Raw genomic sequence first — 22,314 nt, forward strand, 5'->3', positions numbered from 1 at the left:
TGTCCGAGGCGTCATGCAGTTCGATCCCGCCGCCGTGGTCTTCCAGCACCCGACCGACAATGGCGAGACCAAGCCCAGTGCCTTTCTCGCGCGTGGTGACGTAGGGCTCGAGCAGCCGCGACCGGCTCACTTTCGGCAGGCCGACGCCATTATCGATTACGTCAATCACGATGTCGTCGCCGTCACGCGCTGCAACGACTTCGATCTTGCCCTTCCCCAGCGTCTCCGGCGGAACGGCTTCGATGGCCTCGGTCGCATTCTTGATGATGTTGGTAAGCGCCTGCGAAATCAGCCGGCGATCGAACTGCGCCCGCAGCGGCTCGTCCTTGATCTCGGTTTCGATATCGAGATCGGGATGTCCGACCCGCATCAGGAACACCACCTGGCGTACGGTGTCGGCGACATCCTCGCCTTCCATGACGGGCTTGGGCATACGCGCAAAACGCGAGAATTCATCGACCATCCGCCTGATGTCGTCGACCTGACGCACGATGGTATCGGTGCACTGTTCGAAGATCGCCTTGTCCTCGGTGATGACCTTGCCGAACTTGCGGCGAATACGCTCGGCCGACAACTGGATCGGCGTCAGCGGATTCTTGATTTCATGCGCAATGCGGCGGGCCACGTCGCCCCATGCCGAGGTGCGTTGCGCGGAAACCAGATCGGTGATGTCGTCGAGCGTGATGATGTAGCTGTCTCCGGACTGGCTGGCATGCTCGGCGCTGATCCGGACCGAGAGATTGCGCTCCCGCCCGTCGCGTGTGATGGTGATCTGGCCCTGCACCAGCCGCTGAGTGCCTTCCCGAGCGGTCTTCATCATGTCGTCGAGTTCGGGAATGATTTCCGAATGCGGATGACCGAGCGTCTCGGATTCGGTGTGACCGATCAGTTTTTCGGCGGAGCGGTTGAGGATGCCGACGCTGCCGGAGCCGTCGACGCCGATAATGCCGGCGCTGGCGGACGACAATACCGCCTCGATGAAGCGACGCCGGCTGTCGATCAGGTCGCTCGCGCTCACCAGTTCGTCGCGCTGGGTACGCAACTCCTGGGTCATCTTGTTGAACGTTTCGCCGAGTTGCGCGAGATCGCCCTCCGATTTGAGCACCGGCACCTGCACGTGCAGATCGCCGGTCGATACGACGTTGGCAGCGCTCATCAGCCGCCGGATCGGCGCCACCAGCCAGGTGGCGAAATTCAGTCCGATCAGCACCGACGACATCAGGATGGTCAGGGCGATCACCGTGAACATCAGCGCGAATGCCACCTGGATGCCAAGCCGGCGCGATTCGATCTGGGCATATTCGGCGACGCTGGCCTGGGTCTGCCGCAACTGGGCGACAACGCGCGGATCCAGCAGCCGCGCGACATACAGGAACGTATCGCTGAATGCGCGCAGGCGAATGACCGCGGCGACGTAATTTGCCTCGATCACGATCTCCGGCTCGGTTTCGTTGAAGTCCTTGATAAATTCCGGCGGCGGCTTGCCGAAATCCTGCTGAATGCCGGTTTGCGCGGTTTCCAGAACGTTGGCTTCCTTGTCCAGCAGCATCGCACCGGGAAGATTGCGCGAAGCAGCACTCGCCGTCAGCATTTCACGAAACGACCGGCGGTCCTGGTCGAACAATGGCCGCGCATTGGCAATATCGTTAGCCATGCCCAGGATATCGCCACGGATCAGCTGGGCGTTTTCATTGAGATAGGCGCTGGCGACGATCAGCGAATTATCGATCGCCGCTTTCGTGGTCCCGGAAAACAGCCGGTCCAGGCCGCGATCGATGGTCACGTTGGCGACCACGGACACCAGCACGGCGGGCAGCACCGCAATCACCGAAAACAGACTGACGATCTGGACGTGCAGCCTTGCCGCAGCCCGCCCGCGGCGGCGCGCCTGCACCAATTGCCATACTTCGCGGACGATGATGCCGACCAGCAGCAGGATGGTTGCCGCATTGATCAGCAGGAAGGAGACGACGACTTCGCGCTTGGGCTCGATTGGTGTCAGGCCTGTCAGCACCACGAAGGTGAGGAAGGCAGACAGCAGCGCAAAGCCGACCGCGAACGGCGCCAGCAGCCTGCGCAGGGGCCATCTGCGCGGCTCGGCAAAGGACGGATCAAAGGGTGGGGCCGACGTGTCTGCGCTGGTCATTCCGGCATCGGGTAAGCGTGAAAGCCTGCCGTCCGTCGGCTAACCGACAGAAGCACTGATGCATTCATATCACAATGTTGCCGAATTGCGACTAATCCACGGCACGGCTCGATGGCGCGTTATCGATGGCAGTGGCGGAATGATGCGCGCCGATGCAACCTCCGCAATCAGCCGCCGGAGCGGTACACCTGGATGTCCAGATCGCGGATTTTCTTGCGCAGCGTATTACGGTTGAGGCCAAGCAAATCCGCCGCCCGAATCTGGTTGCCGCGAGTCGCCGCCAACGCCGCCGTAAGCAGCGGCACCTCGATTTCCCGCAAGATCCGGTGATACAGCCCGGGCGGCGGCACGCCGTTCGGAAAACTGGAAAAGTGCGAGGACAGATAGACTTCGACCGCGCCGCCGAGATTGTCGACGCCGTGATGCGCGCTGCCGCCTGAGACAACCGCCGGCGGCGCCAGTTCGCCGTCGATGACCGAACCCGTGATCACGTCCTGCGGATACAGCGCCGCAAGCCGGCGCGCGAGATTTTCCAGTTCGCGCACATTGCCGGGCCAGCGATGCTGCTTCATCCGCTCCAGCGCCAGGGCGTCGAGCTTTTTCGGCGGCAATCCGTCTTTCTCCGCCAATGCGAAAAAATGCCGGATCAGGTCGGGCAGATCCTCGATGCGCTCGCGTAGCGGCGGCAGCCGCAACGGCACGACATTGAGGCGGAAGAACAGATCTTCGCGGAATAATCCCTGCTGAATCAGAATGCGCAGATCCTTGTTGCTTGCCGCGACGATACGCACGTCGGTCTTGATCGGCGTCCGGCCGCCGACGGTGGTGTATTCGCCCTGCTGCAGCACGCGCAGCAACCGCGTCTGCGCTTCCATCGGCATATCGCCGATTTCATCGAGGAACAGCGTGCCGCCTTCGGCCTGCTCGAATCGCCCGGAGGCGCGGGTATTGGCGCCGGTGAACGCGCCGCGCTCGTGGCCGAACAATTCGGACTCGATGAGATCGCGCGGGATCGCCGCCATGTTGACGGCGACGAACGGTCCGTTGCGCCGCTTGCCGTAATCATGGAGCGCGCGCGCGACCAGTTCCTTGCCGGTGCCGGATTCGCCGGAAATCATCACCGTCAGATCGGTCTGCATCAGCCGTGCAAGGACCCGATAGATTTCCTGCATCGCCGGCGATCGGCCGACCAGCGGAATGGAATCGAACTCGGCCTCGTCGGCATGATTGGCAATGCGCTCCTTCGGTTCGGCCAGCGCGCGGCCGACGATGCCGATCAGTTCTTTCAGGTCGAACGGTTTCGGCAGGTATTCATAGGCGCCGCGTTCCGAGGCGCGGATCGCCGTCATGAAGGTATTCTGCGCGCTCATCACGATGACCGGCAGATTCGGCCGCATCTTCTTGATGCGCGGCAACAGGTCGAATGCGTTCTCGTCCGGCATCACCACGTCGGTGATGACGAGATCCCCCTCCCCCTGGCTGACCCAGCGCCACAACGTCGCTGCGTTCCCGGTCAGGCGCACCTCATAACCGGCCCGGGAAAGAGCCTGGTTCAAAACCGTGCGAATGGCGGTGTCGTCATCGGCGACGAGAATACTACCTGCGGGCATGGTTATTCCTCATCTTCTAATGCTGCGGGGCCCGCGACGGCGGTCCCGGCACGTCGTCGGCATTGCTTTGCTCGAACTGCTTGGCGCTGGAGAACATCGGCAGCAGCACACGGAAAATCGTTTTGCGCGGCTGCGATTCGCATTCGATGATGCCGCCGTGATCGCCGACGATCTTGGCCACCAGCGCGAGCCCCAGCCCGCTGCCGCTGGCCTTGGTGGTGACGAACGGATCGAACAGGTTCGGCAGCAGATCCTCCGGCACGCCCGGACCGTTATCCTTGACGCAAAATTCGAGCGGCAGCGACACCCGCGATTTCTTTCCCGGCACCGACAGGCGTACGCCGGGCCGAAACGCGGTGGTGAGCTGAATTTCGCCGTCGCTGCCGAGGTCGACCACCGCCTCGGCGGCATTCTTCACCAGGTTCAGAAACACCTGTATCAGCTGATCCTGGTTGGCCAGCACCGGCGGCAGCGACGGGTCGTAGTCCTCGATGAAGCGGACGTTGCGCGCGAAGCCGGATTGCGCCAGTCTCTTTACGTGATCGAGCACCGAATGAATGTTGACCGGACCGCGCGCCACCGGCCGGTCGTCGCCGAATACTTCCATCCGGTCCACGAGGGTGACGATGCGGTCCGCCTCGTCGCAAATTAGCCGCGTCAGCATGCGGTCCTCCGAGGAGGCGGCTTGCTCGAGAAGCTGCGCCGCGCCGCGAATGCCGGACAAGGGATTTTTGATCTCATGCGCCAGCATCGCAGCCAGCGCGATCACCGAGCGCGCCGCGCTTCGATGGGTCAATTGCCGGTCCATCTTGTCGGCAATGGTGCGCTCCTGCAGCATCACCACGATATGGCCGGGCCGTTCCGTCAAGGGTGCGACGTGCAGATCGACCTGGCGGTCGCCGCCGATCCGCGGGGTGCCGAGATCGACCTTGTACTCGTTGACCGGCGAGCCGCTACTGCGCACCTGATCGATCAGCGCCAGCAGCGGGCTGCCGAACGGCACCAGTTCTTTCAGCGACTGGCGGCGCAGAAACTGGGTCGAAATTTCGAAAAAGGATTCGGCGGCCATATTGGCATCGACGATCTTGCCATCGGGCGCGACCAGCAACACGGGGTTTGGCAATGCGTTAAGAATGGCGTCGCCGTCGGATGGCGGCGGACGGCGATGTTCTGCGGCTGATGTCATGCGGCAGCGCTCCATGCAAAGTCGCCAAATGCATCATGGAGAAAACGATGCACGCCCTTAGGATCCTCGGCGGTCAAAATCCTGTGCCGCCAAGTTTTGAGTACGGCGGCCGGCGCAAAGCTTACTTTCGCCGCAACGTCCAGGGCCCAGCCGAGATGCTTGCGCGCATGGCGAAGGCCGATGCGCAGACCATAATGGCTGACAACATCGTCATAGAGCGTGCAGACATAGGTCAACTGATCGGCCAGCGCCGGCACCGGTTCCACGACACCGGTATTGATGCGGCGGCCGATCTGGCCGGGCAACCACGGCTGGCCCTGCGCGCCACGCCCGACCATGACGGCATCGGCGCCGGACGCTTCAAGTGCGGCGATGGCCTTCTCGTAGGAAGTGATATCGCCGTTGACCACGAGCGGAATGCGGATCGCTTGCCTGACCGCGCGCACCGCGTTCCAGTCTGCTTCGCCTTTGTAGAACTGGCATCGCGTGCGGCCGTGCACCGTAATCAACTGCACGCCTGCGGCTTCCGCGCGCCGTGCCAGCTCCGGCGCGTTGAGCGAGCGCTCGTCCCAACCGAGCCGCATCTTCAATGTCACCGGCACTTTTACCGCAGCAATGGTGGCCTCGATCAGCTTCAGCGCATGATCGAGATCGCGCATCAGCGCCGAGCCGGATTGACCGCCGGTAACATGCCGGGCCGGGCAACCCATGTTGATATCGATGACGTCGGCGCCGGCCGCCTCAGCGACCCGGGCGCCTTCCGCCATCCAATGCATCTCGCAGCCGGCCAGTTGAACGACGTGAGGTCCCACCCCGGTGGCCTCGCATCGCAGCCGCGACATCGGCCGGCCATGGACGAGATCATCGCTGGCCGTCATTTCCGAAACCACGAGGCCGGCGCCAAGCGATGCTGCAAGGCGTCGAAACGGCGCGTCGGTAACTCCCGACATCGGCGCCAGTAGAACCCGGTTAGCGACCTCGATATCGCCTATTTTCAGCAATTTGGGAGAAGAAGATACCGGGCCGTTCACGGATTTTCTCGGTTCTGCGACAACCGCTTCATTGCGACAGTCCACCCGCAATTCTGCGCACATTTCTTGGGCAGTCAAGCTTCATGCCTACACTTTAGACAGTTCTGTTGATCTTGCAAGTGCAGTGCAACAAAATACTACGGTCATTGGAAGCGTTCTGTTTTACCGGACGGCATGATAAGGGCTGTGCGCCGGGCACGGCCGGCTTCACTCTGATTACCCAAGATCACGATGCCGACACCTAGACGGACTGCCGCTATCATTGTTGCCGCCGGTCGCGGGCTTCGTGCCGGGTCTGGCGGACCCAAGCAATACCGTTCCGTCGGAGGACGAACCGTAATTTCGCGGGCGATGGAGCCTTTTTGCAGCCATCCAGAGATATTCGCAGTGCAGCCCGTTCTCAATCCCGATGATGCTGCGATGTTCAGCGCGGCCGTCAGCGACCTGCGCTACCAGCCTCCCGCCGATGGTGGTACGACTCGCCAAGCATCTGTGTACGCGGGATTGGAAGCGCTCGCACGCCAATCGCCGGACATCGTGCTGATCCATGACGCTGCGCGGCCGTTCGTCACGGCGGCCGTGATCTCGCGCGCGATCGATGCCGCGGGCCTGACCGGCGCGGCGGTGCCTGCGATTCCTGTCACCGACACCGTCAAGCTGATCGGCGAGGATGGCCACATCGAGGCCACGCCGGAGCGCGCGCGGTTGCGCATCGCGCAAACGCCGCAATCCTTTCGCTACGGGATCATTCTTGACGCGCATCGCCGCGCGGCACGCGATGGCCGCGCCGATTTCACCGACGACGCAGCACTCGCGGAATGGGCGGGATTGACGGTGGCGACGTTTGAAGGCGATCCTGCAAACATGAAGCTTACCACGCCGGAAGATTTCGTTCGCGAACAAGCCCGCTTCGACGCCATGCTCGGCGACGTGCGGACAGGAAGCGGCTACGACGTCCATGCCTTCGGCGACGGCGATCATCTGATGATCTGCGGCGTCCGGGTACCGCATACCCGCGGCTTTCTGGCGCATTCCGACGGCGACGTCGGGCTTCACGCGCTGGTGGACGCAATTCTCGGCGCACTGGCCGACGGCGATATCGGCTCGCATTTTCCACCCAGCGATCCGCAATGGAAGGGCGCGGCATCGCATCAGTTCCTGAAATATGCGGTCGAGCGCGTGACCTCGCGCGGCGGGCGCATCGCCCATCTCGACCTGACGCTGATCTGCGAACGGCCGAAAATCGGCCCGCATCGTGACGCCATGCGCGCGCGCGTCGCGGAAATCACCGGACTAGATTTGTCGCGGGTGGCCGTAAAGGCCACCACCAGCGAACGGCTCGGCTTCACCGGCCGCGAGGAAGGCATCGCGGCAATGGCGAGCGCCACCATCCGACTTCCCTGGGTCGACTGACATGAGCGGCAGCGACGCCCGCGCCCTGTCCCGGTCGCTGCTCGATCTCTGCCGGAGCCGCAAGCTCACCATCGCTACCGCCGAATCCTGCACCGGCGGACTGGTGGCCGGCGCGCTCACCGAGATTCCCGGCTCGTCCGATGTGATCGACCGCGGTTTTGTCACCTATTCCAACGACGCCAAGCGGACCATGCTCGGCGTGAAGGCAACCACGCTCGACAGTTTTGGCGCCGTGAGCAAGGAAGCCGCGACCGCGATGGCGATCGGCGCGCTGGAAAGGGCCGGCGTCGATCTGGCGGTTTCCATCACCGGCATCGCGGGCCCCGGCGGCGCGACGCCGGGCAAGCCGGTCGGCCTCGTGCATTTAGCGGTCGCCGCGCGCGACGGGCGGATCCTGCACCGCGAATGCCGCTTCGGCGCCGTCGGCCGCAGCACGGTGCGCCAGCGCTCGGTCGTCGAAGCGTTGCGGATGCTGATGGAGCTTGCGCGCGGCCCGCAGGCGCCGGCAAAACCGCGCCGCGAGGCTGCGAGCCGCGCCCATCCCCGCGTCGCGCGATCGCCGAGGCGGAGTGCGGCGAAGCAGCGGAGAACGTCGCGGGTGTGACCCTCGTGGCTGTTGCAACTTTTGAGCATCCTGCCAGGAAATATCGCGGACGGCATGCGGTCGAGGCGACTGCTCGACCCAGCCTAAGCGGTCTTCCCATAAACCGCATCCGCCCGCTTCTCGAACGCCGCCGCAAAACGCTGGAATGCCGCGTCAAACATGGCGCCCATCAACATCGCCAGCATCCGGCTCTTGAATTCATAGGCGATGAAGAACCCGACGTCGCAGGCGGTGTCGGATTTCGGTTCGAATGTCCAGCGATTCTCGAGGGTGCTGAACGGGCCTTGCAGGTATTCCACCATGATCTTGAGATTGGGCCGGTCCAGCGTCACCCGGCTGGTGAAGGCTTCGCGCACCAGCTTGAACGACACCGTCATGTCGGCGATGACGATCTCGGTGCCGTCGGGTTTGGGCGTGCGCTGGCGTATCTTCAGCGACTTGCACAGCGGTACGAATTCAGGATAGCGCTCGACGTCGGCGACCAGGTCGAACATTTCAGGCGCGCTGTGTCGAACTCCGCGCTTGCTGGAAAATTTCGGCATCGACCGATGCTCAGCGCGGCATCGCAGCGCGCGCCGCCTGCAATTTGGCGAAATCGTCGCCGGCATGGTGCGACGAGCGCGTCAGCGGGCTTGCCGAGACCATTAGGAACCCTTTGGCATAGGCAACCTTCTCGTAACCGCTGAATTCATCCGGCGGGACATAGCGCATCACGGCGTGATGCTTGCGGGTCGGCTGCAGATACTGGCCGATGGTGAGGAAATCCACCTCCGCCGAGCGCAGGTCGTCCATCATCTGCAGCACCTCGCCGCGCTCTTCGCCCAAGCCCACCATGATCCCGGACTTGGTGAAGATAGTGGGATCGATCTCCTTCACCCGTTGCAACAGCCGGATGGAATGGAAATAGCGCGCGCCCGGCCGCACGGTGAGATAGCGCGACGGCACGGTTTCGAGATTGTGATTGAACACGTCAGGTTTTGCAGCCACCACGACCTCAAGCGCGCCATCCTTGCGCAAGAAGTCCGGCGTCAGGATTTCAATGGTGGTGGTCGGACAGCGCGCGCGGATCGCGCCGATAACTTTCGCAAAATGCCCGGCCCCGCCGTCGGCAAGGTCGTCGCGATCCACGGAAGTGATCACGATATGGGCGAGACCGAGCTTGAACGTGGCTTCCGCGACGTGATCCGGTTCCGACGCATCGAGCGCCGCGGGCATCCCGGTCTTGACGTTGCAAAAGGCGCAGGCGCGGGTGCAAGTGTCACCCATAATCATGAAGGTGGCGTGCTTCTTGTCCCAGCACTCGCCGATATTCGGACAGCCGGCCTCCTCACATACGGTGACGAGGCCGTTTTCCTTGACGATGCTCCGAGTGTCGGCGTAACCGCGCGTATTCGGCGCCCGTACCCGGATCCAGTCCGGTTTCGGTGGCGACAGCGCATCCGGCCGGTTCACCTTTTCAGGATGGCGCGGGCGCAACTGCGTGGCTGAGATGGTATCGACGACAACGACCATGAAGTGTCCGTTCTGGGAGCAGCTTAGCTAGTGCGCTTCAAGCGGAACCGCAACCGGCTGCCTTGCTCTGCGTCCAGTCTTAGCATATCGGCGGGGATGGCTCAAAACTCCATGTCAACCGAGCACAAGCTGGGCAAGCCGCTGACGCGCGCGTTCTTTGCGCGCAGCGTGCATGCGGTCGCGCCCGAACTGATCGGCGCGACACTGCTGGTCAATGGCGTCGGCGGCGTCATCGTCGAGGTCGAGGCCTATCATCACACCGATCCTGCTGCGCATTCGTTCCGGGGCCCGACCAAGCGCAATATGGTGATGTTCGGTCCTCCCGGTTTTGTTTATGTCTATCGCTCCTATGGCATCCACTGGTGCGTGAATTTCGTCTGCGAAAAACAGGGTTCTGCGAGCGCGGTACTGATCCGGGCAATCGAGCCGACCCATGGCGTCCCGGCGATGCGGCGGCGGCGCGGATTGCACGACGAGCGGTCGCTGTGTTCGGGACCCGGCAAACTGACGGAAGCGCTTGGAATTAGCGATGCCCACAATGGACTACCGCTCGATGCCCCGCCATTCGCGCTGCATGCGCGGATAGGCAAATCCGTGGTCGCGGCGGGAGTGCGAATCGGCATCACCAAGGCGGTCGACTTGCCGTGGCGATACGGGCTGCAAGGCTCAAAATTCCTCAGCAAGCCGTTCTGAAGCGCGGGGGCGGACATGGTGAAAAGATGCGGCATCCCGCCGCATGGAAATGTCTTTGACCGGTCGCATTAACCTCAACTGTTGTGTGCGCGCGACAGCATTCCAAATGGCCTCTTCTTTAAGGTAACGAGCCGTCCTTTTCATGCCGCATTGTTCAGCCGCTCCAGCGCCTCAAGAATTTTTGCGTGCCGTGCAACGGCCGCCTCGCGCTTTTCCTTTTCTTCCTCGATGATCTCTTCCGGCGCGTTGGCGATGAATTTCTCGTTGGCGAGCTTTGCATCGACACGCTTGATATCGGCCGCGGCTTTGGCCAGTTCCTTATCGAGCCGCGCTTTCTCTGCGGAAAAATCGATCACCCCCTTGAGCGGCAATGCGGCGACGTCTCCGCGCACCAGCAAATGCACGGCACCCTCCGGCGCGCGATCGACGAAGGATATCCCGGCGAGACGGGCGAGGCGCTTGACCACATCGCTCCAGCGCTGCGCGCGCGACTGTGTTTCCATGGAGGTCCCCGCCAACACCAGCGGCGTCAGCGTCGATGGCGCAATGTTCATCTCTGCGCGTACCGAACGGATGGCGGTGACCAGATCGACCACCCAGCCGATCTCGGTTTCGGCGGCGTCATCATCCAGGCCCTGATGGTCGGGCCATTCCGTCAAGGCGAGTAACGGTCTGCCCTCTGCCTCCTTGAGGGGAAGGATTGGAGAGGAAGAACAAGAGACGGCCTTCGAAGCCGTCACCGCCCATAGTTCTTCGGTGATGAAGGGCATGAACGGATGCAGCAGCTTGAGGATTTCGTCACGCGCCCACGCCACCATGGCGCGGGTTTCGGTCTTGGCGGCGCTCTCCTCACCCATCAGAACCGGCTTGGCGAGTTCCAGATACCAGTCGCAATAGACGTTCCAGACAAAGCGGTAGGCCGCGCCCGCCGCATCGTTGAAACGATAGGCTTCGATGGCTTCGGTAATATCGCGGGTAGCGCCCGAGGTTTCGTGCGCGATCCAGCGGTTGAGGGTTTCGGTCGCTTTTCTCGGATCGAAATCCGGCGGCAGCACGCAGCCGTTCATCTCGGCAAAGCGGCACGCATTCCACAGCTTGGTTGCGAAATTGCGGTAACCCTCGACGCGGCTCCCGGCGAGCTTGATGTCGCGGCCCTGCGCCGCCATCGCCGCCAATGTGAACCGCAGCGCGTCGGCGCCGTAGTCGTCGATCAGATGAAGCGGGTCGATGACGTTGCCTTTCGACTTCGACATCTTGGCGCCCTTCTCGTCGCGGACGAGGGCGTGGATGTAGACGGTCGGGAACGGCACATCCTTCATGAAATGAAGCCCCATCATCATCATCCGGGCCACCCAGAAGAAGATGATGTCGAAGCCGGTGACGAGTACGTCGGTCGGATAATGGCGCGCGAGGTCTCTGCTGTCCTCAGGCCATCCCAGCGTCGAGAACGGCCACAGCGCGGAGGAGAACCAGGTATCCAGCACGTCTTCGTCGCGGATGATGAAGCCCGACCGCTTTACAGGATCGAGCGCCATCTCCCGCCCCTGCTCCGGCGTGATGACCTCCTGCTCGGCATAATAGCCGAGCGCGTTGCCGACGGCCTCGTCCTCGGTCTCGGCGACGAATACCTTGCCGTCCGGCCCGTACCATGCCGGGATCTGATGACCCCACCAGAGCTGACGCGAGATGCACCAGGGCTCGATGTTTTCCATCCATTCGAAATAGGTCTTTTCCCAATTCTTGGGCACGAACGAGGTCGCCCCGCTGCGCACCGCGGCGATAGCCGGTTGCGCCATGGTCCTGGCGTCGACATACCACTGGTCGGTCAGATACGGTTCGATCACCGCGCCGGAGCGGTCGCCATGCGGCACCATGTGGGTGTTCGGCTCGATCTTCTCCAGAAAGCCGAAATCCTCCAGTCGGATGACCATGCGCTTCCGCGCGGCAAAGCGCTCGACGCCATTGAACTCTTCCGCAAGCTGCGACGATCCTTCCGGCAGCCCGCGCAGATAATCTTCGTTGCCGGCAAGAACCAGCCGAGCCTCCCGATCGAGTACGCTGATCTGTGGCAGGTCGTGCCGCCGGCCGACCTCGAAATCGTTGAAGTCATGCGCCGGGGTGATCTTGACCGCGCCTGAGCCTTTTGCCGGATCGGAGTATTCGTCCGCCACGATGGGAATCCTGCGGCCGACCAGCGGCAGGATCACGTGCCTGCCGACGAGGTCCGCGTAGCGCTCGTCGTCGGGATGCACCGCGACCGCGGTGTCGCCAAGCATGGTCTCGGGCCGCGTGGTGGCGACGACAATAAAGGTTGCCGGATCGTCAGGGTTGAACGTTTTTCCTTCCAGCGGATAGCGCAGGTACCACAGGTGGCCCTTGACTTCGATTTGCTGCACCTCGAGATCGGAGATCGCGGTCAGTAGCGCCGGATCCCAGTTCACCAGGCGCTTGTCTTTATAGATCAGGCCTTCGCGGTGAAGCGCCACGAATACCTTGACGACGGCGCGTGACAGGCCTTCGTCCATGGTAAACCGTTCGCGCGACCAGTCGCAGGAGGCGCCCAGCCGTTTCAACTGGTTGACGATGACGCCGCCGCTTTCGGCTTTCCATTGCCAGACGCGTTCCAGAAAGTTCACACGGCCCATCTCGCGGCGACCGGGCTGCTGCCGCTCCGTCAACTGCCGTTCGACCACCATCTGGGTAGCGATGCCCGCATGGTCGGTGCCGGGCTGCCACAGCACGTCGCGGCCGCGCATGCGCTCGAACCGGCACAGGATGTCCTGCAGCGTGTTGTTGAGCGCGTGACCCATATGCAGCGAGCCCGTCACGTTCGGCGGCGGGATCACGATGGTAAACGGCTTTGCGTCGCGGCGCTCGGGGCGGCCGGCCTTGAACGCGCCGGCGTCCTCCCAGACGCGGGACATTCGGGTTTCGATTTCGGCGGGTTGGTAGGTCTTCTCGATCATGGGCACGGGAGCGTGATAGAATTCGGTTGAAGTGGTTTCTTCGCCTCCCTCCGCAAGCGGGAAAGAGGGCCAGCGCTAGAAAGCCGCCACGACGCGCCGAGTCAACACGGCAAATCACGCCCCCCCGTGCCGATAAACCAGTACGATGATCGATAACCGCTGCGGGCGCCGCGTCTGGATCGTTGCCGCTAGCGGCCGCGGGAAACCCGCTCGATTTCCGCCTTGACGATGCGCTCGACCAGGCCGGGCAAATTGTCGTCGAGCCAGGATTTCAGCATCGGCCGTAACATTTCCTTGACCAGATCCTCAAGTGTCCGTGCGTTGTTGCTCAACACCGTGTTGGCGAGCGTGTTGAAGGCCGACTCGACCGCCGATACCGTCGAGCGCGACAATATCTGCTGAGGCGACGGCGCGGCCGGACTTTCGTAGAATGGCGGCGGTTCAAACGCGGGCTGATGCTGGGCACGGCGCGGCGTGCCGGCGGCGACGGCCTCGCTGAATTCCAGGTCGTCGTCCGGCTCGACCCTGCGGAACGGCGCCGGCTGCGGGTCTGGCAACGCCATCTCGTCCGTGAGTTCGAATACGTCGCCATCCGGCAGCGGCGGCCTGACCTCCGCTTCGGAGGTCGCAGCATCAAGCCCGGCCAGCATGGCGTCGATGTCGTCCTGGCTATTGGCCGCGCCCGGCGCCTGCGTTGGCGCCTGCACCGGCGACCCGGCCTTTGCCGGTGTCGACATCGGAACAAGGGCAGAGGGCGGAATATCGGTCATGATCGGCCTGGTCGCAGATCCCGCAGCAGTTGCGGCTTCAGTTTTCGGCGATTCGGCCGGCCTCGCCCCCTTCTCGGCCGGTTTCGCTTCGTCGTCGGCGATGATACGCCGGATCGACGCCAGAATCTCCTCCATCGAGGGTTCCTGGACCTTCGCAGGCTGCGTCATTTCCGACTCCACATATTCAACGCCCTCGTCAGCGTTTTACACCAAGCGGAGCAGGGTTTGTTGTTCCCGATTGCAGACCGGGGAGTTTTGCTTCCGCCAGCCCCACTTGTCCCCAGATCAAGCGCCGCCGGGTCGGTCGGGATGATCCCGTCCTCGCTCAAGGCCCGACGTATCGCGACTTCAAAGTCGATCCGGCACGAATCGCTTTGCGCCCCTCGACAAGGCTACGTCATGGCGACAATTGATTGCAACCCAAGCGCTGTGAGGCAGCTTTTCAAGGTTCCCGCTCAAGTCCGCGCTATCGGCCGTCAGGGATGCGCACGCCGACCCAGCTGTCGCGGACCTGATGATAATGCACGCTCGGATCATAGACGGTCGTTTTAAGTCCGAGCACTTGCGGCGCCAACCGTCCGACCGCGTTCAAAACCGCGTAGGACGCGACGACGCGATCGTGCTGCGCGGTGACGAGCGCCACCCGCGCATTGACCAGCGCCTGTTGTGCGTTCAGCACGTCCAGCGTCGTGCGCTGCCCGGCCTTGGCTTCCTCACGCACGCCGTTGAGTGCGATTTCCGATGCGGAGACCTGGGATTGCGCGGAGGCGACCTGCGCCTTGCCCGCGACCAGTTGGCCCCAGGCCTGCACGACGCTGGCGCGGGTCTGGTCGCGAATCTGTTCGAGGGCGAGGCGCTGCTGCGCGAGATTCTCCTTGGACTGCCGGATCAGCGAATATTCCGCGCCGCCTTGATAAACCGGCACGGAAAGCTGCGCGACGGCGGAAGCGCCGAAGGTACGGTACACGGTCAGCGTCTGTTCGTAGGATTGCTGCACCGAGCCCTGCAGGGTAACGGTCGGAAGCAACGCGCCTTCATTCACTTTCACTTGAAGGAAGCTGACGTCGATGCCGAACATCGCAGCGGTGACGTTAGGATTTTCGGTCAGCCCCAGATCGACGGCGCCGGGCAGCGTGCCCGGCAGAAACCGGTCCACGGGAGAACCCGGTGCAAGTGCCTCGGGTTCGTTACCGATGATGCGGCGAAAATTAGCTCTGGTGGTGACGAGGTTCGATTCGGCGGTGAGCAGCTGGGTGCGCCCTGCGGCCAATTGGGCCTCCGACTGCGCGACGTCGGTGCGCGTCACTTCGCCGACGTTGAAGCGGTCGCGAGTCTGTTTCAAGGTCTGCTCAAGAACGCGAACGTTGCTGCGCTGAACCTCGACGATCGCGGAATCGCGCAGATAGTCCATGTAGATCGTGGCGGCGGAGAGCAGCACGTTCTGCTCGAGAACCCGCAATCCTTCGCGCGCGCCGGAGACCTGCCCCTCGGCGGCGCGCGTCCGATTCGCGGTCTGGAAGCCGTTGAAGAGGGTCTGCGTCGCCGTCGCGCCGATACTGCGTGGCGCATTGACACCGTGGAAATCGGTCTTGACCAGATTGTTGGCGTTACCGCCCGACGTGGTCTGCGTGTCAATATATTGCGTGCCGGCGCTGGCGGTGATCGCAACGCGCGGACGATAACCCGACAGCGCCTGCGGCACGTTTTCGTCGGTGAAACGAACCTGCGCGCGCTGCGCATTGAGTTGTGGATTGTTCTGGTAGGCGCGCACCAGCGCTGCGTCGATCGTATCGGCCAATACGGGAGCAACGCCCATATTCGCCGACAAAAAGACTGCGGCCGCGACTCCGGCAACGACCCTTACGCCAGCCATTCTCAAGTAATCCATCCATGACGCCTCTCCGGCTCGGCAGCGCCCGCCGGATTATTTGCTTCGACCGGAGTCGATTTCCCGCCTCACCTTATTCTGCGGGCCAAGGTGACGGAACCCCTGGCGGCAGATCGCTGTGGAAACTCTTGAGATGGGGCATCTAGGCCACACCTGGAATCTGGAATGAACTATCGAGTGTTTACGTTAGAAAACGAACGCCGCTGGCCGTTCCAGTCCGGGCAGAATTGGCACCGCCGCATTGAAAAGTACACGGTCGCCAAAATCGGCGTGGGAATGCGTGACGATCATCGCTCGCTGCGGCCTGCTCATGGCAAAAACGCCGACCAGCCGCCCGCCATCCGCGAGCTGCCGGTAGAGCCGATTCGGAATGATCTCGGTCGCCCCGGCAAGAACGATCACGTCGTAGGGTGCGCTGGCTTCATCCCCCTCGGCCGCCGCGGCGTTCCGGACCGTGACATTTCCTAACCCCAGCTCGGCCAGCACGTCGCCTGCCGTCGCAGCCAGCGTACCGTCGCTTTCGGTAGCCGTCACGCGGCCTGCCAGTTTCGCCACCACCGCCGCCGCATATCCGCTCGCGCAACCGACCACCAGCACGCGGTCGCTATCCCTGATTTCGGCGGCCTGCAGCAGCCTTGCGATCACCACCGGTTTGATCAGGAAGCGCTTGGCCTCACCCGCTTCACTGACATCGAGGTCGAGGTCGAGGTAGGCCAGCGCGCGCTTGCTTTCAGGGACAAACGCCTCGCGCGGCACGGTGAGCATCGCGTCGATGATCCGCACGTCTGTGACGTCGCTCGGGCGCACCTGACCATCGACCATTTTCTGGCGCGCGGTCGAAAAGTCGGACATTGGCGATCCCTAATCGATGAAGTTCCTCGCGAGGAGGACCTAGGACAGTGCCATGCTTGATGCAAGGCTTGCTTGATGCAAGGCTTGCTCGATGCAAGGCTCGCCGAAACGCGACACGGCGGCGTGAGCCGCCGGGCGCCACGGTACTGTTTTATTCGATCGGTACGGCCAGCCGGCCGATCAGCCGCGCGACTTCGTCGAGCTGTCCGGCGTCATGTTCCTTAACCGCCTGCGCAAGCCGGACAAGGCATTCGTCATCACTCATCCCCGGCGCATCGCTTGGAGCGATCGACGGGTCGGTTCGACCGAAATCAATGGTTGGCATCAAATCACCTCCAGAATCGAACCGGCACAGCAACCTTATCCCGGAATAAGACGTTTTGGCGTCCGGTTCATGACCCGATCGGATTTTCTGCCTGGCTTGCTGCAGTGGCCGAACGCCGCTCCATTCGGCGTCAGGCGCAGCGTATCGCTCCGCCACAGCGGCTTTTCGCCCAGTTCAGAACCGCCGCCGAAGCCCCATTTCCCGCTTTGCAAGCCTCGATCGCTTTGTTATACGCTGCGCGTTGCGAAAACTGTTTCGCTCTGTTCCCTGGTAGCTCAGTGGTAGAGCAACCGGCTGTTAACCGGTTGGTCGCTGGTTCGAATCCGGCCCGGGGAGCCAAACCATATGCCCTGCCGAGAAATCGCCTCCGTCGGCATCTGCGGCGGCAGTAAGCAATGCGGTTTCCGCAATCATATCAAATGGTTTTCGAAAGGTAGCAGTCAGCCTGCCCTCCTTCCAGACCGAGTTCGATAGTACAAAATCCAGAAGCTCGCGCTTCTCGGCCGCGTTTTGCTGCCTGAACAATTTCTGAGCTCCGCCTGCCAATTCGAGCAAGCGCACACCCTCCTGCATGTAACTCTCGTCGGCGGCCTGATGCCGCTCAATCGCCCGCAGGCAAGCATCCTGCTTAGTACGGCACTCGGCGGCAAACGTGTCAAACACGTCACGGTCGATCCTGCCGTCGAGCTTGTCAGTATAAAGTGCGTGGACTCGCTTCTGAAGGCCCTCGTATTCAGCCTTAAGACGGCCAACGGCTTCCGCATGCTCTTTCTGCTCGTCGATATGGCTGTCGGTTAGCGCTTTTGTGAGCCAGTTCAGGCGCTCCGGCGGCAATTTCGTGCGCCCCAACAGGTCATAAAACCGCTCTTCAATGACTTCTTCCCGGACGTAGGGCTCGCCGCATTTTCCCTTGAATCCGCTGCAGTGGTAGTAGGTATAACGCTTCTTTTTGATCTCCCCGACCATCGCACAGCCGCAATGACCGCAGGACATCAGGCCAGAAAAGGCAAATTCCTTTTTGGCCTTCTTCGACTTCCTGGAGTGGCGTCCGTCGAGAACGCCTTGCACCCGGTCAAAGAGTTCGTGGGTGATGATGGGTTGATGCTTGCCCTTATACCGACGTCCGCGCCACTCGAACTCGCCGGTGTAAATCCGGTGCCGTAGCATCGCATGAAGCGTTGCAGCCGAGATATGTTTCCCAGTACGAGGATGAAGGAGGCCCGCGTCCGACACTTTTGCAGCCAAGCGTTTCACTGACAGAGTGCCGCTCGCGTACCAGCCGAACATGTGCGCAACGATGGGAGCCGCCTTCTCATCAACCTCGATAATTCTTTTTCCGTTCGGTCCCACCACGTTGCGGTAACCGATCGGAGCGACGGTCGGCCAAATCCCTTGTTCCGCCTTCTCTTGCATTCCCTTTCTGGCTTCCTCCGAAAGGTTGTCCACATAATTCTTGGCCATCAGCACTTTAATGCCGTGCATGAATTTCGTGGCCGAGCGCGAGTCCTTCGACAGGACTTCCCCCTCCTTCACGAGGTGAATCTCGATATCGAGTTCTTCGAGAATAACGTAGTCCCGAAAATTGCGGTAAAGGCGGTCGGTCTTTTCGACTAGGACGACGCGAATTGAGGGACTGCGCCGGAGCAGCTTGATCATCTCCTCGAAGTTGGCACGGCCCGCCTGCTTTGCGGTTTCCACATCGATAAACTCGGCTTCGATCTTGAACCCCTTATCTGCCGCGTATTCACCGACGAGTTTTTTCTGTGCGTCGATGGAAAAGCCCTCCTTCTCCTGCTCCTTGGAAGAAACGCGCGCATAGGCAACCGCCTTCCGACGAAGCTGAATGTCTGAATTCCTGTCGATCGCGTTCATAGCAATGGCTTCCGTTTCATTCGAAACGAATCATATCGATGACGAAGCCTTGTTCAATTGAATTCTTCGCGAGAGTCGTTCATTCCACATTCCGAACGACTGCTCTTAATTGTTGCCGTATTTTGTCGCGCCGCGCGCTCCCATCGCAGCAATACATTCATGAAACCTGTAACGTTATAAATGATCTCACGCGCGTCTTCGCGCGTTAGCGGCCGGCGCGAATAAGGCTGCCACTCGCTAATTGTTTCATCTAGGAATTCGGCCGTCAGCGCGCCGCTGCCTGCGCGGCCACTCGATCGCGTAGTTGCGAGCGGCGGCTGCCGGTCGTGACGGCGCTTGCGCCGCCGTTTCACATGCAGGGCCATCGCCCCCACTCCTACTCAAAACTGTTAGGTGAGTTCGGCGCTTGCTTTGCGAAATTGCCGGCGACGCCCCGTTCGCGGCCGCTTATTGCGAACCTGTTTGCCTGCGGTCGTCGGCGCCTGGCCGGCAATCGCTGGTTCTCCCCTTACCGCGATGGCCAACACAACATCGGGATCGGCAAGTAAGAGCTTGCTCTGTGCGTTGCCATCGGCATCGCGCCATGTGAGGCGGGACTGATACGGCTTAGACGGTTGGAAATTTTCTACGGGTGCGAAGGCTTCCACCCCGAACTGCACCGCAGGACTGGTTGCCACGCGGTCAGGCATGATCATATTGAAACCGTTCACCTCGGCCAGAGCCTCGGGCGTCTCCTCGGTGAGTACGGACATTTTGTCGAGAAGAAGAATTCGTGCCTTGAAGTCCTTGGTCGATGCGAACGGCGGCTCTTCCGGCATGACAAAGGGTTCGACCAAGGCGATGCGTTCGAAAGGGATCAGATGCTTGGAAACTTTTACGACTGCATTCATGAGGATCTCCGGATAGTTGCGATCAACAAGCACACACCGGGACGGGTGAACCGCGCAATACGAGCGTTTTTTTCAAATAAATTTTTCAAGGGCGCGGCTATCATGGCGTACACTTCTTTGGTGGCTGCGAAGCCAAGTAATGCAGTGATGCGGTAAGAGAGACAGCGCCCCGGATTACATTCACTTTCAGCACGCTATTGGGAGAAGTCCGGATGGCTAACACGCAACCGCCACCGGCCAAGGTTCAACTGGCCGAGGGAGAAAACCTCTCGAAAGATTTGGGAGTTTTCTTTGATTGGCTTGTTCAGGTACGGGAACGGATCGCCGATCTGCCTCCGATTACCCAACCGGATATCGAGGCGGCCCTTCAAGCGCAGCACGAGGTGTTCTGGTCACTCATGACTGCTCCGGCCGGAGCAGAGAGCAATCTGCCATTGCCGCGGGAGACGCAAGCCGGCCTGATCCGTGCCGCCCGAGACCGCTCCTCCGATCTCTTTACGCTCGCGGTCGCCATGGTAGCCATCAAACTGACGGCTTGGCAGCGCCGGGGCGCCTCGGATGTCGTCCAAATGCAAGGCCTCGAAGGTCTGCTTGATGCGCTGACCTTTGACTACCAGCGCCCTAAGCGGAAAACCCTGTCCCTGCTCCGCGACCTCAAAACGAATATCGACGAACGTCTCAGCTACGTTCGGAACTCTAAGCCCGGCGGGTACCGGTTCTTGTCCAAGCCCGAGCCATATCTCAGCCGCCCGGACAAAAGTGAATCTCCGCTAAAATTCTTCGAACGGGTTTATGGCGCTCATGTGCGCCGTGGCCTGACCCAAGCTGACCTTCGGCGCGTCGATCCCGGCCTATACAGCGCGTTGCACGTTTGGTGCTTTCGCCACAAGCGAACCATGGCAAATTTGGTCCCCTCAACGCGGCCGAAACGCTCGGGCAGCCGCTGAGATTCCACATTGAAATTACTGAGATTTTTGCCCATCCCATAAGTGCGCCTATTTGGCTTGCGCCGCCCTCTCCTGAACCGAGGACCGAGCCGGAGACCAAGGTTCGTCCCTATGCGCCATGCACCCATCCTGGGTGCCGCCGCGAGTTGTTATTCCTCCGGTTCGTCCCGGGGCGGCCCGAATTTCATCCATGGCTGGCAGGCGAGGAACAGCGGCATGACGTGGGTCTGGCGTCCTTGCCGGTGTATGAGGGCGATAACCACCGAGGCGTTTCCGTTCATGGTGCAGGGGATGAGGGCGAAGGGCTCGCCGGTCTCGCTGGCATGGGTCAGGCCTTCGAAGGCGGCCTCCATCCACGGGTCGGCCCGCCACGCGTCTCCATCGTCCTCCTCTTCTGCCGCGGCGCGGCGGCCCGGGCGGCTCACCTGCATGGGCGAGACGGTGCCGCCGGGGGTGGGCTGCGTCGAGGCGGCCATGGCTTCGCGCATTTCGTCCCTGATGCTGCGGAAGGCTTTCATGGTTCCCTCCCTCACGCGATGATGCGCTGATGCAGCCGCGCCTCGTCGGCATAGGCCTGCAGGGTCTTGGTGGCCCGGAAGCCTTCCTCACGCTCGATGCCGATGCCGAGCGGCCCCTTTACGCTTTCGATCTCCGAAAGGCTGACATAACCCAGTTCCGGAAACCCCATGACGAGGTCGCAAAGGCCGAAGGCGATATCGGGATCGTGGGGATCGATTTCGCTCAAGAGCCATGTCGCGGCGCCGCAGGGATCGAACAGTTTGACCAGCGGCATGAAGTCGATTTCCTTCTCGCCGTTGTTGCGGCGCGTTTCATTGAACTGGCCGTTGGTGCGAAGGCGCGTGCGCAGATCGTCGGGGATGAGTCGCATCGCGCACCTCTACGAGACAAGGCTGATCGCGCCGCGCAGGCAGCGCAAAGCTTCGAACACGCTGCCGCGCTTCATGTGCTGCCACATCTCGACCATGAGCCAGTAGGTTTGCCATTGCTCGGGATAACCGGGATGGGGCGTGATGCGCCATTCCTTGAGTTCGGTTCGATCAGGATCGTCGGCAAAGACTTCGACGGCGCAGATGTCGTGCTGGAGCGTGTAGAGCGAGAATTCCAGTTCCTCGATCTTTCGCGCGCGTGCGATGGCATCGTCGGGCGATTCCGCCTCCACGGTTGTGAACGCGATCCCGAATTGAGATTTTATTGCCAGATGATACGTCTCCATGTTTGTTTCCTTTCGTCTTTGGTTTTAGTGCGCGAGCGAAGCTGCGCATAAAACCAATGGACAGCCATTGAAGGGGGAAGCGCAGGCAAGGGTTCGGAAGTCGCTTGCGACTTTTTTGGGGGCACCGGCGCGGCGAACGCCGATGCGTCTTCGCATCGCCGTTGCGCCTGCGCCGCGGGGAGCCAAAACCCTTTAGGGCCTGTCCCTTGCCTTTGCTGGGGTCTCCCCAGGAAGTAAGCGGGCGACAGCCCGTTTGGGCGAGGATCGTCACCCGAAGGGCCGAGACGCCTTCAGGCGGCTCGGCCCTGCCGCCCTTGCGGCAGGATAGAGCCGTGCCTGACGAGCGGAGCGAGGAAGGTCGCCCCCAAAACCTAT

21 protein-coding genes, 1 tRNA gene and 1 pseudogene are annotated in these 22,314 nt (G+C 61.8%); 6 read left to right on the forward strand and 17 right to left on the reverse strand.

The annotated features are described in order from the left end of the window. From ACFE72_RS20565 to dusB, 4 genes are all read right to left on the reverse strand, one after another. Positions 1 to 2,146 (reverse strand): ATP-binding protein (locus ACFE72_RS20565; protein WP_375414969.1); only part of this gene is annotated, 2,146 nt, incomplete at its 3' end. 167 nt (positions 2,147 to 2,313) lie between these two features. Beyond that, complete coding sequence (ntrC, locus tag ACFE72_RS20570; RefSeq protein WP_375414970.1) at positions 2,314 to 3,756, reverse strand: nitrogen regulation protein NR(I); 1,443 nt, start codon at positions 3,754 to 3,756, stop codon at positions 2,314 to 2,316. Between the two features lie 16 nt (positions 3,757 to 3,772). After that, positions 3,773 to 4,942, reverse strand: coding sequence for a nitrogen regulation protein NR(II) (locus ACFE72_RS20575; RefSeq protein ID WP_375414971.1), 1,170 nt, complete (start codon positions 4,940 to 4,942; stop codon positions 3,773 to 3,775). Then, the gene (gene dusB / locus ACFE72_RS20580; protein ID WP_375414993.1) at positions 4,939 to 5,940 is read right to left on the reverse strand and encodes a tRNA dihydrouridine synthase DusB; all 1,002 of its coding nucleotides are present in this window, start codon (positions 5,938 to 5,940) and stop codon (positions 4,939 to 4,941) included. The genes ACFE72_RS20575 and dusB overlap by 4 nt, the downstream gene beginning before the upstream one ends. A 264-nt stretch (positions 5,941 to 6,204) precedes the next feature. Here dusB and ACFE72_RS20585 point away from each other — a divergent pair, with 264 nt between their 5' ends. Continuing rightward, positions 6,205 to 7,386 carry a bifunctional 2-C-methyl-D-erythritol 4-phosphate cytidylyltransferase/2-C-methyl-D-erythritol 2,4-cyclodiphosphate synthase gene (locus tag ACFE72_RS20585; protein WP_375414972.1) on the forward strand — a complete coding sequence of 394 codons (1,182 nt, stop codon included), beginning with the start codon at positions 6,205 to 6,207 and terminating at the stop codon, positions 7,384 to 7,386. Between the two features lies 1 nt (position 7,387). Further along, a complete protein-coding gene (locus ACFE72_RS20590) occupies positions 7,388 to 7,990 on the forward strand; it encodes a CinA family protein (protein WP_375414973.1) in 603 nt (200 codons plus the stop codon). 83 nt (positions 7,991 to 8,073) lie between these two features. On the opposite strand, the gene ACFE72_RS20595 is transcribed toward ACFE72_RS20590, so the two are convergent. Continuing rightward, positions 8,074 to 8,532 (reverse strand): type II toxin-antitoxin system RatA family toxin, encoded by a 459-nt coding sequence (locus ACFE72_RS20595; RefSeq protein ID WP_375414974.1) that lies wholly within the window; start codon positions 8,530 to 8,532, stop codon positions 8,074 to 8,076. A 10-nt stretch (positions 8,533 to 8,542) separates the two neighbouring features. Continuing rightward, on the reverse strand, positions 8,543 to 9,502 hold the full coding sequence (gene lipA, locus ACFE72_RS20600) for a lipoyl synthase (RefSeq protein WP_375414975.1): 960 nt from the start codon (positions 9,500 to 9,502) through the stop codon (positions 8,543 to 8,545). 111 nt (positions 9,503 to 9,613) lie between these two features. Here lipA and ACFE72_RS20605 point away from each other — a divergent pair, with 111 nt between their 5' ends. After that, positions 9,614 to 10,195, forward strand: a complete 582-nt coding sequence (locus ACFE72_RS20605; protein WP_375414976.1) for a DNA-3-methyladenine glycosylase — start codon at positions 9,614 to 9,616, stop codon at positions 10,193 to 10,195. Positions 10,196 to 10,335: 140 nt separating this feature from the next. On the opposite strand, the gene ACFE72_RS20610 is transcribed toward ACFE72_RS20605, so the two are convergent. The 5 genes from ACFE72_RS20610 to ACFE72_RS20630 form a co-directional block, all read right to left on the reverse strand. After that, on the reverse strand, positions 10,336 to 13,161 hold the full coding sequence (locus ACFE72_RS20610) for a valine--tRNA ligase (protein WP_375414977.1): 2,826 nt from the start codon (positions 13,159 to 13,161) through the stop codon (positions 10,336 to 10,338). 188 nt (positions 13,162 to 13,349) lie between these two features. Then, a complete protein-coding gene (locus ACFE72_RS20615; RefSeq protein ID WP_375414978.1) occupies positions 13,350 to 14,099 on the reverse strand; it encodes a DUF2497 domain-containing protein in 750 nt (249 codons plus the stop codon). A gap of 298 nt (positions 14,100 to 14,397) precedes the next feature. After that, entirely contained in the window at positions 14,398 to 15,804 is a 1,407-nt protein-coding gene (locus tag ACFE72_RS20620) for a TolC family outer membrane protein (RefSeq protein ID WP_375414994.1), read from the reverse strand. A gap of 201 nt (positions 15,805 to 16,005) precedes the next feature. Further along, complete coding sequence (locus ACFE72_RS20625) at positions 16,006 to 16,671, reverse strand: protein-L-isoaspartate O-methyltransferase (RefSeq protein ID WP_375414979.1); 666 nt, start codon at positions 16,669 to 16,671, stop codon at positions 16,006 to 16,008. Between the two features lie 151 nt (positions 16,672 to 16,822). Next, positions 16,823 to 16,996, reverse strand: a complete 174-nt coding sequence (locus ACFE72_RS20630; RefSeq protein WP_375414980.1) for a hypothetical protein — start codon at positions 16,994 to 16,996, stop codon at positions 16,823 to 16,825. A 264-nt stretch (positions 16,997 to 17,260) separates the two neighbouring features. Between ACFE72_RS20630 and ACFE72_RS20635 the strand changes: the two genes are divergently transcribed. Continuing rightward, positions 17,261 to 17,335: transfer RNA gene (locus ACFE72_RS20635), tRNA-Asn, on the forward strand. 171 nt (positions 17,336 to 17,506) lie between these two features. After that, the gene (locus tag ACFE72_RS20640; RefSeq protein WP_375414981.1) at positions 17,507 to 17,794 is read left to right on the forward strand and encodes a hypothetical protein; all 288 of its coding nucleotides are present in this window, start codon (positions 17,507 to 17,509) and stop codon (positions 17,792 to 17,794) included. A 63-nt stretch (positions 17,795 to 17,857) separates the two neighbouring features. Here the strand turns inward: ACFE72_RS20640 and ACFE72_RS20645 are convergent. From ACFE72_RS20645 to ACFE72_RS20655, 3 genes and pseudogenes are all read right to left on the reverse strand, one after another. Next, positions 17,858 to 18,868 (reverse strand): annotated as a pseudogene (locus ACFE72_RS20645) (recombinase family protein); the annotation flags it as partial. 53 nt (positions 18,869 to 18,921) lie between these two features. Next, positions 18,922 to 19,233, reverse strand: a complete 312-nt coding sequence (locus ACFE72_RS20650) for a hypothetical protein (protein ID WP_375414982.1) — start codon at positions 19,231 to 19,233, stop codon at positions 18,922 to 18,924. Positions 19,234 to 19,257: 24 nt separating this feature from the next. Further along, positions 19,258 to 19,758 carry a hypothetical protein gene (locus tag ACFE72_RS20655; protein WP_375414983.1) on the reverse strand — a complete coding sequence of 167 codons (501 nt, stop codon included), beginning with the start codon at positions 19,756 to 19,758 and terminating at the stop codon, positions 19,258 to 19,260. Positions 19,759 to 19,970: 212 nt separating this feature from the next. On the opposite strand from ACFE72_RS20655, the gene ACFE72_RS20660 reads away from it, so the two are divergent. After that, positions 19,971 to 20,705 carry a hypothetical protein gene (locus ACFE72_RS20660; RefSeq protein ID WP_375414984.1) on the forward strand — a complete coding sequence of 245 codons (735 nt, stop codon included), beginning with the start codon at positions 19,971 to 19,973 and terminating at the stop codon, positions 20,703 to 20,705. 149 nt (positions 20,706 to 20,854) lie between these two features. On the opposite strand, the gene ACFE72_RS20665 is transcribed toward ACFE72_RS20660, so the two are convergent. From ACFE72_RS20665 to ACFE72_RS20675, 3 genes are read right to left on the reverse strand one after another with little or no spacing between them, the layout of a single operon-like run. Further along, complete coding sequence (locus ACFE72_RS20665; protein WP_375414985.1) at positions 20,855 to 21,223, reverse strand: hypothetical protein; 369 nt, start codon at positions 21,221 to 21,223, stop codon at positions 20,855 to 20,857. A gap of 11 nt (positions 21,224 to 21,234) precedes the next feature. Beyond that, positions 21,235 to 21,594, reverse strand: coding sequence for a DUF2958 domain-containing protein (locus ACFE72_RS20670; protein WP_375414986.1), 360 nt, complete (start codon positions 21,592 to 21,594; stop codon positions 21,235 to 21,237). Positions 21,595 to 21,603: 9 nt separating this feature from the next. After that, on the reverse strand, positions 21,604 to 21,939 hold the full coding sequence (locus tag ACFE72_RS20675; protein WP_375414987.1) for a hypothetical protein: 336 nt from the start codon (positions 21,937 to 21,939) through the stop codon (positions 21,604 to 21,606). Between the last annotated feature and the right edge of the window lie 375 nt (positions 21,940 to 22,314).

The organism is uncultured Bradyrhizobium sp. (assembly GCF_964252615.1).
GTDB lineage: Bacteria > Pseudomonadota > Alphaproteobacteria > Rhizobiales > Xanthobacteraceae > Bradyrhizobium.

What these genes read in the sequence shown, in the direction of transcription:
- ACFE72_RS20610 (WP_375414977.1), bottom strand. Translation starts at nt 13,161, where the DNA reads ATGATCGAGAAGACCTACCAACCCGCCGAAATCGAAACCCGAATGTCC.
- ACFE72_RS20655 (WP_375414983.1), bottom strand. Translation starts at nt 19,758, where the DNA reads ATGAATGCAGTCGTAAAAGTTTCCAAGCATCTGATCCCTTTCGAACGC.
- ACFE72_RS20650 (WP_375414982.1), bottom strand. Translation starts at nt 19,233, where the DNA reads ATGGCCCTGCATGTGAAACGGCGGCGCAAGCGCCGTCACGACCGGCAG.
- ntrC (WP_375414970.1), bottom strand. Translation starts at nt 3,756, where the DNA reads ATGCCCGCAGGTAGTATTCTCGTCGCCGATGACGACACCGCCATTCGC.
- ACFE72_RS20625 (WP_375414979.1), bottom strand. Translation starts at nt 16,671, where the DNA reads ATGTCCGACTTTTCGACCGCGCGCCAGAAAATGGTCGATGGTCAGGTG.
- ACFE72_RS20660 (WP_375414984.1), top strand. Translation starts at nt 19,971, where the DNA reads ATGGCTAACACGCAACCGCCACCGGCCAAGGTTCAACTGGCCGAGGGA.
- lipA (WP_375414975.1), bottom strand. Translation starts at nt 9,502, where the DNA reads ATGGTCGTTGTCGTCGATACCATCTCAGCCACGCAGTTGCGCCCGCGC.
- ACFE72_RS20595 (WP_375414974.1), bottom strand. Translation starts at nt 8,532, where the DNA reads ATGCCGAAATTTTCCAGCAAGCGCGGAGTTCGACACAGCGCGCCTGAA.
- ACFE72_RS20665 (WP_375414985.1), bottom strand. Translation starts at nt 21,223, where the DNA reads ATGAAAGCCTTCCGCAGCATCAGGGACGAAATGCGCGAAGCCATGGCC.
- ACFE72_RS20615 (WP_375414978.1), bottom strand. Translation starts at nt 14,099, where the DNA reads ATGACGCAGCCTGCGAAGGTCCAGGAACCCTCGATGGAGGAGATTCTG.
- ACFE72_RS20575 (WP_375414971.1), bottom strand. Translation starts at nt 4,942, where the DNA reads ATGACATCAGCCGCAGAACATCGCCGTCCGCCGCCATCCGACGGCGAC.
- ACFE72_RS20585 (WP_375414972.1), top strand. Translation starts at nt 6,205, where the DNA reads ATGCCGACACCTAGACGGACTGCCGCTATCATTGTTGCCGCCGGTCGC.
- ACFE72_RS20620 (WP_375414994.1), bottom strand. Translation starts at nt 15,804, where the DNA reads ATGGCTGGCGTAAGGGTCGTTGCCGGAGTCGCGGCCGCAGTCTTTTTG.
- ACFE72_RS20605 (WP_375414976.1), top strand. Translation starts at nt 9,614, where the DNA reads ATGTCAACCGAGCACAAGCTGGGCAAGCCGCTGACGCGCGCGTTCTTT.
- ACFE72_RS20590 (WP_375414973.1), top strand. Translation starts at nt 7,388, where the DNA reads ATGAGCGGCAGCGACGCCCGCGCCCTGTCCCGGTCGCTGCTCGATCTC.
- ACFE72_RS20630 (WP_375414980.1), bottom strand. Translation starts at nt 16,996, where the DNA reads ATGCCAACCATTGATTTCGGTCGAACCGACCCGTCGATCGCTCCAAGC.
- ACFE72_RS20670 (WP_375414986.1), bottom strand. Translation starts at nt 21,594, where the DNA reads ATGCGACTCATCCCCGACGATCTGCGCACGCGCCTTCGCACCAACGGC.
- ACFE72_RS20675 (WP_375414987.1), bottom strand. Translation starts at nt 21,939, where the DNA reads ATGGAGACGTATCATCTGGCAATAAAATCTCAATTCGGGATCGCGTTC.